10 protein-coding genes and 1 riboswitch are annotated in these 13,033 nt (G+C 72.4%); of the genes, 3 read left to right on the plus strand and 7 right to left on the minus strand.

Translation table 11 applies throughout. The features are described from left to right. Positions 1-17: 17 nt before the first annotated feature. The 3 genes from B0I28_RS05580 to metE form a co-directional block, all read right to left on the minus strand. Positions 18-1,217: an alpha/beta fold hydrolase gene (locus B0I28_RS05580; protein ID WP_106362824.1), complete on the minus strand. Its 1,200-nt coding sequence runs from the start codon at positions 1,215-1,217 to the stop codon at positions 18-20. Positions 1,218-1,282: 65 nt separating this feature from the next. Beyond that, positions 1,283-2,449, minus strand: a complete 1,167-nt coding sequence (gene alr, locus B0I28_RS05585) for an alanine racemase (RefSeq protein ID WP_106362825.1) — start codon at positions 2,447-2,449, stop codon at positions 1,283-1,285. Between the two features lie 113 nt (positions 2,450-2,562). Next, the gene (metE, locus tag B0I28_RS05590; protein WP_106362826.1) at positions 2,563-4,794 is read right to left on the minus strand and encodes a 5-methyltetrahydropteroyltriglutamate--homocysteine S-methyltransferase; all 2,232 of its coding nucleotides are present in this window, start codon (positions 4,792-4,794) and stop codon (positions 2,563-2,565) included. A gap of 41 nt (positions 4,795-4,835) precedes the next feature. Then, positions 4,836-5,045, minus strand: a riboswitch (cobalamin riboswitch). A 128-nt stretch (positions 5,046-5,173) separates the two neighbouring features. Between metE and B0I28_RS05595 the strand changes: the two genes are divergently transcribed. Next, on the plus strand, positions 5,174-5,908 hold the full coding sequence (locus B0I28_RS05595; RefSeq protein WP_106362827.1) for an SDR family NAD(P)-dependent oxidoreductase: 735 nt from the start codon (positions 5,174-5,176) through the stop codon (positions 5,906-5,908). Between the two features lie 272 nt (positions 5,909-6,180). Here B0I28_RS05595 and B0I28_RS05600 read toward each other — a convergent pair whose 3' ends face one another. The 3 genes from B0I28_RS05600 to B0I28_RS05615 form a co-directional block, all read right to left on the minus strand. Then, a complete protein-coding gene (locus B0I28_RS05600) occupies positions 6,181-8,700 on the minus strand; it encodes a S8 family serine peptidase (RefSeq protein ID WP_181245649.1) in 2,520 nt (839 codons plus the stop codon). Positions 8,701-8,859: 159 nt separating this feature from the next. Then, the gene (locus B0I28_RS05610) at positions 8,860-9,222 is read right to left on the minus strand and encodes a fluoride efflux transporter FluC (RefSeq protein ID WP_106362829.1); all 363 of its coding nucleotides are present in this window, start codon (positions 9,220-9,222) and stop codon (positions 8,860-8,862) included. Then, a complete protein-coding gene (locus B0I28_RS05615) occupies positions 9,219-9,659 on the minus strand; it encodes a fluoride efflux transporter FluC (protein WP_245888892.1) in 441 nt (146 codons plus the stop codon). Before B0I28_RS05615 ends, B0I28_RS05610 begins: the two co-directional genes overlap by 4 nt. 314 nt (positions 9,660-9,973) lie before the next feature. Between B0I28_RS05615 and B0I28_RS05620 the strand changes: the two genes are divergently transcribed. Further along, positions 9,974-11,350 carry a dicarboxylate/amino acid:cation symporter gene (locus B0I28_RS05620; RefSeq protein WP_106362830.1) on the plus strand — a complete coding sequence of 459 codons (1,377 nt, stop codon included), beginning with the start codon at positions 9,974-9,976 and terminating at the stop codon, positions 11,348-11,350. 69 nt (positions 11,351-11,419) lie between these two features. On the opposite strand, the gene B0I28_RS05625 is transcribed toward B0I28_RS05620, so the two are convergent. Further along, positions 11,420-12,106, minus strand: a complete 687-nt coding sequence (locus tag B0I28_RS05625) for a TetR/AcrR family transcriptional regulator (RefSeq protein ID WP_106362831.1) — start codon at positions 12,104-12,106, stop codon at positions 11,420-11,422. A gap of 142 nt (positions 12,107-12,248) precedes the next feature. Here B0I28_RS05625 and B0I28_RS05630 point away from each other — a divergent pair, with 142 nt between their 5' ends. Continuing rightward, positions 12,249-12,986, plus strand: coding sequence for a DUF2306 domain-containing protein (locus B0I28_RS05630; RefSeq protein WP_106362832.1), 738 nt, complete (start codon positions 12,249-12,251; stop codon positions 12,984-12,986). The last annotated feature ends 47 nt before the right edge of the window (positions 12,987-13,033 follow it).

Here is a 13,033-nt window from a genome sequence, read left to right on the forward strand (position 1 = left end):
GCCGTATCGATGCCGGGTCAGGAATCCCGGTGGTGCCCGTGGGAGAACGGCGCCCAGCGGCGGTGCCGCCCCCGGTCGCCCTCAAGCGGCTGCGCCGCCCGAGACGGCGGACCGTCACCGATCTCCGCCGCGACTTTGTCGATCATCTCCAACAACAGTTGTGAGATCTCACCAGGATACTCCAGCTGCGGCGAATGCCCCGCCTCGGCTATGAGCTCCAATCGCGACCCCGGCAGCGCCTCCGCGAGCCGCCGCGAATGCCCCGGCGGCGTCAACGGGTCCCCGTCCCCCACCGCGACCAGGATCGGCAGGCCCTTGAACTGCGGCAGGACCGCCGTCGCATCGTGGTCGAGGATAGCGCGCGCATACCCCACGATCGACTGGATCGACGTGCGCCGGTTCATCCGCTCCACCAGCGTCACGATCGACCCCGGCGGATTCGGCGACCGGAACGCCGCCTTCCGCGTCAGCAGCCACCCCAGGTCCCCCGCCAGCAGCCGCGACCGGTCGATCAGATCCGGCGTCCACCCCGCGACCTGCTGCAGCATCGGCAGCACCGTCCGCCGCAGCCGCCGCAACGCCCGCATCGGCTTCGTCTCCACCGTGTCCAGGCCCGCCGCCGACGTCGACAGGAACGCCACGCCCTTCACCCGCTCCCGGAACTCCTCCGGGTACAAGCGGGCGTACTGCATGATCGTCATCCCGCCCATCGAATGGCCCACCAGCACCAGCGGCCCCTCCGGCGCCGCCTCCTCCAGCACGTCGTGCAGGATCTCCGCCAGATCCTCGATCGAGTACTCCGTGCGCGTCAGACCACCCGACCGGCCGTGCCCCGGCTGGTCGTACAGCACCGCCCGCAACCGCACCCCGCCCCGCACCGCATCCGCGATCGCCTTCCGCTGGAAATAGAACGTCCCCATGTCCTGCATGTAGCCGTGGATCAGCACCACCGTCAGGCCCGCGTCCTCCGGCCCCGCCGTCTCCACGTGCACCGACGCCCCGCCCCGCGCCTCCACCGTCCGCACCGAGTTCACCGGCGGCATCTCGAACGGCTCGTGCGCGTACGGGTCCGCCGACGACGCCCGCGTCCGCCGCGCCAGATACCGCGGCACCCCGTACGCCAGCGCCGCGCCCACCGCGATCCCGCCGGTCACGCCCCCGGCGATCGCCCAGCCGCGCGCCCGCCGGCCGCCCCGGCCCGATTGCCTCTCGCTCATGCGACCTCACTGCACAACTCAACGGGCCCAAGGGGTCCAAAGGAAGGGAAAGGAAGATGGTACGTCTAGTCGAGGCCCCGGTTCCACAACCGGGGAATCCGGGCACCCAGGCCCGTGAGCACATCGTTCGGGATCGTCCCCGCCCACGCCGCCCAGTCGTCCGCGTCGGGGTGCTGCTCGCCCGCGCCGATGAGCACCACCGGCTCCCCCGGCTTCACCGGGTCGTCACCGCAGTCCACCGTGAACTGGTCCATGCAGATCCGCCCGAGCACGCGGCGGCGCTTCCCCGCCAGGTACACCTCCGCCTTGTTCGACGCGGCCCGCGGAATCCCGTCCGCGTACCCCAGCGGCACCAGCGCCACATTCGTGTCCCGCTCCAGGATGTGCGTGTGACCGTAGGAGATCCCCGACCCGGCCGGCAGCCGCTTCACACTCATCACCTGGCTGCGCACCTCCACCACCGGCTGGAGGTCCACCGGGAACTGCGGCACCGGGTTGTAGCCGTACAGCGCGATCCCCGGCCGCACCAGGTCGTACCGCGTCTCCGGGTCGCTGATGAGCGCCGCCGAATTCGCGAGGTGCCGCACCTCCGGCGCCAGGCCCGCCGCGGACACCGCCGACAGGAACCGCTCGAACGCCGCCTTCTGCGCCGCATTCGCCGGATGCCCGATCTCGTCGGCGCACGCCAGATGGCTCCACGCCCCCGCGACCACCACGGACCCCGCGGCCTGGTGCTTCGCCGCCGCCTCCGCCGCGAGCTCCCACTCGTGCTCGGCGACACCGCCCCGCGACATGCCCGTGTCGCCCTTGAGATGGATCCGCGCGGGCGTCCCCGCCCTGTCCCCGGCCGCGGCGGCCGCTTCGAGCTGCGCGAGCGACGAGACGCCCAGATCGATCCCGGCGCCCACGACCTCGGCGAGGCCGGGCTGCTCGGGAGCGAAGAAGAACGCCATCACCGGCACGGCTTCCAGACCCGCCGACTGCCGGAGCTGCCACGCCTCCTTGAGGGTCACGACTCCGAGCCGGTCGGCCCCGGCCTCGGCGGCCACGCGCGCCGCCGGGACCATGCCGTGCCCGTACGCGTCGGCCTTGACCATCGCCATCATCGGCACGCCCGCGGTGCGCGCGAGCGACTCGACGTTGTGCGCGAGCCGCCGCCAGTCCGCGCTGGCCTTCGCCAGGCCGGACATGCCGCCGTTCACCGGCTCGGTCAGGATGCGGTAGTTGTCCATCGCCACGGGTCAAGGGTACGTGGCGCCGCGGCGGCCCGGTCGCAGCGACCGGACCGTGCATCCCGGGCGAAACAGGAGGCACGGTCCGGAACCGCCGCGGCGCCCGGCGGCCGCTAGGCGGCCTCGGCGCGGACGGTCCGCGCGGCCTCCACGAGCCCTTCGAGCGCGGGCACGACCTCCTCGTAGCGCCTGGTCTTCAGGCCGCAGTCGGGGTTGGCCCAGACCCGGTCGGGGCCGAGCGCGGCGACGGCGAGGCGCAGGGCCTCGGCCATCTCGGCGGCGGCGGGCACGCGCGGGGAGTGGATGTCCCATACGCCGGGGCCGATGCCGCTGCGGTACCCGGCGCGGCCGAGGTCGGCGACGACTTCCATCTTCGAGCGCGAGGCCTCGATGGAGGTGACGTCGGCGTCGAGCGCGGCGATCGCGTCGATGACCACGCCGAACTCGGAGTAGCACAGGTGCGTGTGGATCGCGGTGTCCGGCCGCACCCCGGAGGTCGCGAGCCGGAACGACCGCGTCGACCACTCGCGGTAGGCCGCGCGGGGCGCTTCCCGCACGGGCAGGAGCTCGCGGAGCGCGGGCTCGTCGACCTGGATGATCGCGGTCCCGGCCGCTTCGAGGTCGGCGACCTCGTCGCGCAAGGCCAGGGCGACCTGGTCGGCGGTGTCGGCCAGCGGCTGGTCGTCGCGCACGAACGACCACGCGAGGATCGTCACGGGCCCGGTGAGCATGCCCTTGACGGGCTTCGCGGTGAGCGACTGCGCGTAGGAGGTCCACGGGACGGTCATGGGCGCGGTGCGCGCGACGTCCCCGTAGAGGATCGGCGGGCGCACGCAGCGCGAGCCGTACGACTGGACCCATCCGGCGGCCGTGGTCGCGAAGCCGGTGAGGAGTTCGGCGAAGTACTGGACCATGTCGTTGCGCTCGGGCTCGCCGTGCACGAGCACGTCGATGCCGAGCCGCTCCTGCTCTGCGATGACGGCGGCGACCTCGGCCTTCATGCGGGCCTGGTAGTCGGCGTCGATCATGAGGCCCTGCCGGTGCGCCGCGCGGGCCTTGCGGAGCTCGGCGGTCTGCGGGAACGAGCCGATCGTGGTGGTCGGCAGCGGCGGCAGCGGGACGCGCTTCGCTTGGGAGGCTTGGCGGTCGGCGTAGGGCGCGCGCCGGTCGGCGCCGTCGCCGAGGGCGGCGAGGCGGTCGCGGACGGCGGCGTCGCGCCAGGCGGCGGGACTCGCGGGCCGGGCGTCGCGGGCGCCGTCCGGATCGGCCAGGACCGTGAGCTCGATGAGCTTCTGGCGTGCGAACGCGAGCCGCTCGGCAAGGAGCGGCGGCAGGCCGGTCTCGGGCGCGAGGTCCACGGGGACGTGCAGGAGCGAGGACGACGAGGCGACGCCGACGCGGTCGGTGAGGGCCTTGACGGCCTCGATGTCGGCCGCGGCGTCGGCGAGGTCGGTGCGCCAGATGTTGCGGCCGTCCACGACCCCGGCGACGATGAATGTTTCACGTGAAACATCCAGCGACGCAAGTGCTTCCAGGTCGGACCGGCCGCGGACCAGGTCGAGCGCGATGCCTTCGACGCCCGACTCCAGGAGCACCGGCAGCGACTCGCCGAACGGCCCGTAGCCCCCGGCGACGAGGATCTCCGCTTCGGCGACGAGCCGCCGGTACGCGGCGGCGACGGCCTCCAGCTCCGCGGGCGTGCGGTCGGCGCAGAGCGCGGGCTCGTCGAGCTGGATGAGCCCGGCCCCGGCTTGAGCGAGCGCGGCGAGCATCTCGACGTACACCTCCACCAGATCCCCGAGCCGGTCGAAGGGCCGGAAATCCGCGGGCGCCCCCTCGGCGGCCTTGGCGAGCAGGAGCAGCGAGGCGGGCCCGACCAGCACCGGCCGGGCGTCCAGCCCGCGCTCACGAGCCTCAAGAAACTCCGCGACGGCCTTCTCAGGCCGGGGAGCGAAGGCAGTGGCAGGCCCGATTTCAGGCACCAGGTAGTGGTAATTGGTGTCGAACCACTTGGTCATCTCCAAAGGGGCAGCGGCATCGTCCCCGCGGGCGGCGGCGAAATACGACGCGAGCCGGTCGCTGCGGCGATGACGAGGCGCAACCGCGTCGACGGCGAACGCCGCGTCCAGCACGTGGTCGTAGTAGGAGAAGACGCCCGTGGGGACCTGGTCGAGCACGGACAGGTCGTCGAGCATCTCGGCGCGGACGGCCGCGGCGGCCCGTTCGAGCCCGGCGGCGTCGAGGCGTCCGGCCCAGTGGGCTTCGAGCGCGCGCTTGAGCTCCCGGTCGGACCCGATGCGCGGGTAGCCCAGAGCGGTCGAGCGCACGGCAGTGCGATGGTTCATGTGTCAGTTCCCTCGAACTTGCGACAGCGGGACCGCGCGCGGTCGCGCGCGGTACGCGGGCAGGTATTCGGACTCGGAGGCGCGCCGTCGCCGGCACCTACTCCCCGCCGCTTCCCAGGCCCTCGCGGGCCCAGTGCTCATGGCGGGTTTCGTTCCCCCTCACCGCTGCGGGGCAGTCCTGGATTCGCACCAGATTCCCTCTTGGCCGCGGCGCCTTGCGGCGCTGCGGAACCAGCGTCGACTGCGATGGTACGGCCGCGGCCGGGCGCGCCGTGCGTCCCGGCCAGAGTGTGAGAACCGGCGCGGGGCCCTGCGGGCCGCCGAGTAAGGTCCGAGCCGGGCCGGGACCGCGGCCCGGTACACGCCCGAGGAGGATTCGATGAGCAGGAAGACCGCAGTCGTTACGGGAGCGAGCAGCGGCATCGGGGCGGCCACCGCCCGGGCACTCGCCGAAGCCGGATTCGACGTGGTCCTCGGCGCGCGCCGGGCCGACCGGCTCGCCGAGGTCGCGGCGGAGTTCGGCGGGACCGCGCGCCCGCTGGACGTCACCGACGAGCAGTCAGTGGCCGACTTCGCCGCGAAGATCGACCGGTGCGACATTCTCGTCAACAACGCGGGGGGCGCCTTCGGCCTCGACTCGATCGCGGGCGCCGACCTCGACCTGTGGCAGCGCATGTACGACGTGAACGTCCTCGGCACCGCCCGGATCACCAAGGCGCTCCTGCCGAAACTCGTCGAATCCGGCGACGGCCAGGTCGTCGTCATCGGCTCCATCGCGGGCCACCAGCCGTACCCGGGCGGCGGCGGATACAACGCCGCCAAGCACGCCGAGGCCGCGATCACGCGGGTCCTGCGCATGGAGCTGCTCGGCCAGCCGGTGCGGGTGTGCGAGATCGACCCGGGGATGGTTGAGACGGAGTTCAGCCTCGTCCGCTTCGAGGGCGACCAGGACCGCGCCGACGCCGTCTACGCCGGGATGACCCCGCTCGTCGCCGCCGACATCGCCGACGCCATCGCCTGGGTCGCGACCCGGCCCGCCCACGTCAACATCGACCAGCTCACCATTACCCCGCGGGACCAGGCGGGCGCCCAACTGGTCCACCGCCGCCAATAAGCTCTGACCAGGCACTACACAAAGTTATCCACAAGTACGTTCTTCACATTCGACACTTCCCAACCCCACCTGTTGTAGTAGATAGCAAAAACAGGCCATCCGGCACCTGCGGGATGGCGGCGACATAGGGGAATTCGCGAACGTCGCCAGGTCTCGTGCGGGGAGCTCCCCGCGCGGAACCGCCGCAGGTGCCACCTCCTCCGCGGAGACCGCGGGCGGCCGGCCAGTACAGCCGGCCGCCCGCGACGAACCACAGATCAAGACCTCCAGCGCTACTCGCTCAAACTGAACTCGGGCGAGGTCCACTGCTCCCAGTCCTCGGGGTCGTCCTCGTCCCCGAGGGCCTTGAGCACCTTCACCGTGAGCGTCCACCGCCCGGGCTCCAGGGCCCCCGGGCGCTGGGCCACGAGGTCCTCCAGGTGGACCCCCATCGCGTCGTCGGGCCCGGGGGAGCGCGGGAGGAACGCCTCCTGGTCCCATTCGACCACCTCCCCGGTGTCGGCGTTCGCGGCGCTGACGGCCATCGCCGCGGGCTGGTGTCCGAGATAGACCAGGGCCGCGAGGGCGGGCCCGTCGGCGAGGCTGAAGGTCTCGCCTTCCTCGACGTCGCGGTATTCGTACTCGCGGGTCTCTGGGTCCTGGGCGACGACGGCCGCGAGCTTGGGGAAGTCCGGGTGCTCCAGGACCGGGATCGCGAGGTAGTCGCCCTGGTAGCCGGAGTACGCGGCCGTCAGGGACTCGCCGCCGCCCTCGGGGCGGGCGGTGATGCGGCCGCCGAAGACGCTGCCTTCGGGGAGGTCGGCGCTCGGCGTCACGGTGACCTCGATCGTGGCGGACTGGCCCGGGTAGAGGCGCAGTTCCTTCGGGGAGAAGTCCACCTCGGGCGCGGCGGCGCTGAAACCGGGGTCGCGGTCGTCGCCGGTGGTCGCGATGGTCGCCTGGTGGGTCATCGTGTAGTCGCGCACGTGGTGGTCGCGGGAGGTGAGCGTGAGCTCGAAGGTGCGCGGCCCGGTGCCGTCGCCGGTGTTCACGCCGGTCGGGTAGAGGCACGCCTCGGCGTCGAGGGCGTCGACCACGTCGATCACGCCGGTCCCCTGCCGGTGCGCCGCTTCGAGTTCGCCGAGGCCCGGGTTGTCGCCCCACGGGACGGGCTTCGCGGAGTTCGCGAGGCGGGTGCGCACGTCGCGCGGGTCGAGGCGCGGTTCCGCGTCCAGCAGGAGCGCCGCGGCGCCCGCGACGTGCGGGGAGGACATCGAGGTGCCCGAGAGCGACTCGTAGGACCCGTCGGCGACGGGCACGGTGGACCAGATGCCGCCGCCGGGCGCGGCCACGTCGGGCTTGAACGCGAGGTCCGGGGCGGGGCCGTACGCGGAGAAGCTCGACGCGAGGCCCCCGCGCGGCAGGTCGACGAGGACGGTGTCGCCGGTGAACTCCAGGACCGGGGCCTCGCCGATCGCGGCGAGGTCGTGGAGGTCCTTGCCGTCGGCGTCGGTGACGGAGAGCGCGGGGACGCCGAGGTCTTCGATGCCGGAGCCGCCGAAGGGGCCGGGCCTGTCGTTGTAGATGACGACCGCCGTGGCGCCTTCCTCGACGGCTCGTTCGTACTTCTCCTTGAAGGTGCAGGTGCCTCGGACTATGAGGGCCGCCTTGCCGTTCACGTCGCCTTCGGACGGGTCGTCCTTGCAGGCGCGGCCGAGCCAGACGAGGCCGTCGGTCTTCCCTTCCGGTTCAGGGGAGTCCGACAGGGTCTTGTAGCCGACCGGGCGGTCGAGGGCCGCTACGAAGGCGGCGTCCATCCGCTCGGCGGGGTTGTCGGTGGAGGCCACGGCGATCACGTCCTCGCCGACCCCCGGCGCCGAGCCCGAGTAGATCCCGGACTCGCCGTCGTTGCCCATCGACGCGACGACGACCGCGCCCTCCTCGGTGAGCCGGTCGGCGGCCTTCGCGGTCGGGTAGCCGGGCCACTGGAACGACTGGCCGAGCGAGAGGTTCACGACGTCCATGCCGTCGTCGAGCGCGGCCTCCAGCGCCTGCATGATGACCTCGGCGCTCGTGGAGCCCTCACAGCCGAAGACCCGGTACGCGCCGAACTCGACGTCGGGCGCGACGCCGGTGACCTCGCCGTCGGCGCCGACGATCCCCGCGACATGGGTGCCGTGCCCGGCGCAGTCGGCGGGGTCGTCGTCCGGGGCCGGGTCGGAGCGCTCGGGGTCGTCGGAGTCGAAGTCGTCGCCCACGAAGTCGGTGCCGAAGGCGACGCGGCAGCCGTCGCCGAAGCAGCCGCCGAGGTCGGGGTGGGTGTAGTCGATGCCGGTGTCGATGACGCCGACCTTGACGCCCTCGCCGGTGATCCCGCGGTCGTGCGCCACATCGGCGCGGGTCGTCTGGATCGCCTGCGCGAGTTCGGGAACCGGTCCGGACTCAGCGGCCGCGTCCGACTCGGTGACCGCATCGGACCGGGTCGCGGGGCCGCCGAAGACGACGTCCGACCAGACGCGCTCGACCATGCCGAGCTGCCCGAGGCGCCGCGCGGTCGCCGGGTCGGCCTCCACGGAGACGCCGTTCCAGATCCGCTCGAAGTCGTGGCGCACTTCGAAGTCGAGGCCCCGCGCGGCGTCGAGCACGGACGCGTCGGCGCCCTCGGCGAACTCGATCAGCCACACCTGCGCGGGCCCGTCGGGCTCCGCGTGCGCGGCGGGCGCGGCGAGGGCCAGCAGCGGCAGTGCCACCGCGGCGGCGAGCGGCCGCCGCCAGGCGGGCGGGACGGAGGGGAGCGTGCGCGAGCCCGGCATCGGGAGTCCCTTCGGGTGGGGCGCCCGCCGGGGGTTCGCGGAGGCGCCCGGAACCCCCGGCGGGCGGCTATGGCAGGACCTCGATCGTCGGGCATCGACCGCGCGGAACCGCGCATTTGCCGCGCGGCCCGCGCGCGTGTCGGGCCGCCGCCGCAGGCGTCAGTACCCGAGGGCGCGCGCCAGCGCGAACCCGCCGAGCCCGGCCGCGAGGCCCCCGGCGAGGTTCATCGCGATGTTGAGGGCGGCGTGGGGCCAGCGGCCCGCTTCGACGAGGACGAGGGTCTCGTAGGAGAGCGTCGAGTACGTGGTGAGCGCGCCGCAGAAGCCGATCGACAGGACCGCGGACCAGGTCGGGTCGGCGACCGCGACGGCGAGGAACACCGCGAGCGCGGAGCCGAGGACGTTGACGGTGAGGGTCCCCCAGGGGAGGTGGCGGCCGAGGTAGTGGGCGACGACGAGGTCGGTGAGGAAGCGGGCGGGGGCGCCGAGGGCGGCGCCCGCGGCGACGAGGAGGAGGGTCATCGGCGCCGCCGGGCGGTGAGGCGGCGGGTGGCCCACATGCCGGTCGCGGCGGCGGCGAGGGCGGCGGCGATGGTGGCGGTGGCGTAGGCGAGGGCGAGGAGGGCGGCGCCGGCGTCGACGGCGCGGCCGACGCCGACGATGAACGTGGAGAAGGTGGTGAATCCGCCGAGGACGCCGGCGCCGAGGAAGGGGCGCAGGAGGCGGCGGTCGGGGGCGATGTCGGTGACGACGACCATGAGGGCGCCGATGAGGAGGCCGCCGATCGCGTTGGCGAGGAACGTGGCGGTCTCGAAGCGGCCGGGCTGGGGCGGGAAGGCGACGAGGAGGCCGTACCTGGCGAGGGAGCCGATGACGCCGCCGAGGGCGACGGCGCCGAGCACGATGGGCGGGACGGTGCGGAGCGCGTCGCGCAGGGTGGGTCGGTTGGTTCCGGGCACGGCTCGAATCTAGTCCCCGGCGCGGGCCGTATGCGATCCCTCACGCCTCTTGCGCCCGAAATGCGAAAGGCGCTACCGTTGGCAGGCGATGAGTTACACCGTCACGAACCAGTACCTGACACGCAGGCGTCACCTCGACTTCTGCCGCGTGTCGACCGTGCTCTGTCGTCGCTAGCGCCGCTCCCACCGGCCGGCTCGCCGACGTACTCGTTGCTTCTCCCGCTGGGTCCGAGCCCGACCCGCACTCCTGACACCGCTTGAGGCGCGCGACCGCGCGCCCGTTCGCGGTGCGCCCGCCTTCACCAGAGGTATTCATGTCCAGTGCTTCCGACAGCACGGCCGACCAGGCCGTGGTGGAAAATTCTGATTCTTCGAAGCCCAAGCGCCGCAAGCGCATTCCGTTCGCCGCGCAGTTGCTCATCGGCCTCGTGCTCGGCCTCGCCTTGGGCTACGTCGCCCGCGAGTGGTCCGTCGCGTGGCTCGGCACCGCGTTGGAGACGGTCGGCACGCTGTTCGTGCAGCTGCTGTTCCTGATCGTCCCGTTCCTGGTGTTCACCGCGATCGTCGCGTCGATCGCGAACCTCCGCAACCTCGCGAACGCGGGCCGCCTGGTCGCCAAGACCCTCGGCTGGTTCGCGATCACGTCGCTGATCGCCGTGGTCATCGGCATCGCGATCGGCCTGGCGACGAACCCGGGTTCGGGCGTGGAGCTCTCCAGCGCCGCGGCCGCCCCGGAGACGCAGGGCTCGTGGACGGACTTCCTCACCGGCATCATCCCGACGAACCTCGTCGACGCGTTCGTGAACGTCAACGTGCTCCAGATCGTGTTCGTGGCGATCGTGGTCGGCGCGGCGGCGGCGAAGCTCGGTGACAGGGCCGAGCCGTTCCTGAAGTTCAACGCGTCGGCGCTGGCGCTGATCCAGAAGACGCTGTGGTGGGTGATCCGCTTGGCGCCCATCGGGACCGCGGCGCTCATCGGCAAGTCGGTGTACGCGTACGGGTGGGACCTGCTGGAGCCGCTCGCGGTGTTCAGCATCGACATCTACGCGGGTGCGCTGATCATCCTGCTCATCGTCTACCCGGTGCTGCTGCGCGTGTTCGCGAAGGTCTCGCCGGTGCAGTTCTACCGCAAGACGTGGCCGGCGATCCAGTTCGCGTTCGTGTCGCGCTCGTCGGTGGGGACGCTGCCGCTGGCGCAGAAGACCGTGACGGACCGGCTCGGCGTGGACCGCGACTACGCGTCGTTCGCGTCGCCGTTCGGGGCGACGACGAAGATGGACGGCTGCGCCGCGATCTACCCGGCGATCGCCGCGATCTTCGTGGCGCAGGTGTACGGCGTGGACCTGGCGGTGCAGGACTACTTCCTGATCGCGTTCGTGTCGGTGATCGGCTCGGCGGCGACGGCGGGCCTCACGGGCGCGACGGTGATGCTGACGCTGACCCTGTCGACGCTGGGCCTGCCGCTCGAAGGCGTGGGCCTGCTGCTGGCGATCGACCCGATCATGGACATGATCCGCACGGCCACGAACGTGGCGGGGCAGATGGTGGTCCCGGTGATCGTCGCGAAGTCGGAGCAGCTGCTCGACCGCGGCGTGTACGACGCGGCGCCGCAGCCGCTCGACGAGGCGGCCGCGTTCGGGGGCGACGTCCCCTCGCAGCAGAAGGGCGAGGCGGCGCTCCAGCCTGCATAGCTTTGTTCTCTCCTGAGTAGCGGGGGGCCGGCCCGGGTGGGCCGGCCCCTCGTTCGTAGCGGCCCAGCGCTATGCGCCGTAGTGCTGTTCGAGGCCGTCGAGGACGCGCTGGAGGCCGAATTCGAAGTGGCCGAGGTTCGTGGCGGGTCCGGCGACGGCGAGCGCGGCGAGGTGGGGGAAGCGGGAGGCGACGGCGGGGTCCTGGAGGAACCGGAAGAACGCGCCGGTGGATTCGCCGCCGCCGATCTCGGGGCGGACGGCGCCGAGCGCGAAGCAGTCGACGGTGAGGACGGCGAGGAGCCCGGTCCCTTCGGGCATGCCGACGGCGGCGAGGCGGCCGAGGACCTGGTCGACCCAGCCGGCTTCGCCGGGGCCCATGGGGCGGTCGCCGGTGGCGACGGGGAGTGCCCACGGGTGGGCGAGGAACAGGTCGCGCACGCACCGGCCCCATCCGGCGAGGACGTCGCGCCAGGTGTCGGCGTCGGGGAGGGGCGCGGGGGCGGACATGAGGGAGTCGTACATGAGGACGACGAGTTCGTCCTTGCCGGGGACGTGCCGGTAGAGGGACATGACGCCGGAGCCGAGGCGGTCGGCGAGGTGCTTCATCGAGACCTTCTGGAGCCCTTCGGCGTCGGCGATGGCGACGGCCTCCGCGACGATGCGCTCGCGGGTGAGGCCGGAGGGCCGCCCGCGCCCGGGCCGGGGGGCCGCGCTCGCGGCCCCTTCCCACAGCAGCTCGTACTCGCCCTGTCCCACAGCGCCGCACCCCCCCTTGTTTTGCTCCGCAGCCTAGGGCCCGTGGCGGACTCGCGTGCACCCACCGGGCGTGCGTATGATGTACGCTAAATAGCGTATCCCATACGCATCGATCGGACCCCACCATCGATCGGAGAAACCGGTGACCCAGACCCTCGACCGCCCCGACAGCACCCCCGCGCCCGCCAGGCCCAAGTGGTACCGACGCCCCTGGATCGTCCCGCTCTTCGCGGTCGCCGGGCTGTTCGTCGCCGCCCGGCTCCCCTTCTACCTCACCTTCGACACCGGCGACTCCCTCGTCGAACTCCAGCCCGCGAACCCCGAGACCCACTACCTGATGCTCTCGGCGCACATCCTGTTCGGCTCGGTCGCCCTCATCACCTGCTCCATGCAGGTGTGGACCTGGCTGCGCCAGAAGCACCCCAAGGTCCACCGGGTCTCCGGGCGCCTCTACGTGTTCCTCGGCGTCGTCCCCTCCGGGATCTTCGCGCTCGTCGTCTCCATCATGTCGACCGTCGGCCCCGACGGGAAGATCGGCAACGTCCTGCTCTCGCTCCTGTGGTTCGCCACGACGTTCGCCGGATTCCTCGCCGCCCGCCGCCACGACTTCCAGGCCCACCGCCGCTGGATGATCCGCAGCTTCGCCCTGTGCTGGTCCATCGTCGTCAACCGCGTGTGGATCGTCCTGCTCCTCGTCATCCTCCTGCCGTTCAAGGACTCCTACTACGGCGGCGACACGGACGCGCTCGTCGCCGACGTCGCCGTCGCCTCCATCTGGCTCAGCTGGATCGTCAACCTGATGATCGCCCAGTGGTGGCTCGACCGCAGGCCCAAGCGCCGCGCGCGGAACACCCCTGCGACGAAAGTCGCAGCCGCGTAACGGCCCGTGCCACCTTCGGGGCGGCCGGGGCTCCACCCCCGGTCGCC

The sequence above is a fragment of the Glycomyces artemisiae genome (assembly GCF_003002955.1).
GTDB lineage: Bacteria > Actinomycetota > Actinomycetes > Mycobacteriales > Micromonosporaceae > Glycomyces > Glycomyces artemisiae.

Excerpts from the sequence above, each read along its gene's own strand:
- B0I28_RS05580 (WP_106362824.1), bottom strand. The coding sequence starts at position 1,217 with ATGAGCGAGAGGCAATCGGGCCGGGGCGGCCGGCGGGCGCGCGGCTGG.
- alr (WP_106362825.1), bottom strand. The coding sequence starts at position 2,449 with ATGGACAACTACCGCATCCTGACCGAGCCGGTGAACGGCGGCATGTCC.
- metE (WP_106362826.1), bottom strand. The coding sequence starts at position 4,794 with ATGAACCATCGCACTGCCGTGCGCTCGACCGCTCTGGGCTACCCGCGC.
- B0I28_RS05595 (WP_106362827.1), top strand. The coding sequence starts at position 5,174 with ATGAGCAGGAAGACCGCAGTCGTTACGGGAGCGAGCAGCGGCATCGGG.
- B0I28_RS05600 (WP_181245649.1), bottom strand. The coding sequence starts at position 8,700 with ATGCCGGGCTCGCGCACGCTCCCCTCCGTCCCGCCCGCCTGGCGGCGG.
- B0I28_RS05610 (WP_106362829.1), bottom strand. The coding sequence starts at position 9,222 with ATGACCCTCCTCCTCGTCGCCGCGGGCGCCGCCCTCGGCGCCCCCGCC.
- B0I28_RS05620 (WP_106362830.1), top strand. The coding sequence starts at position 9,974 with ATGTCCAGTGCTTCCGACAGCACGGCCGACCAGGCCGTGGTGGAAAAT.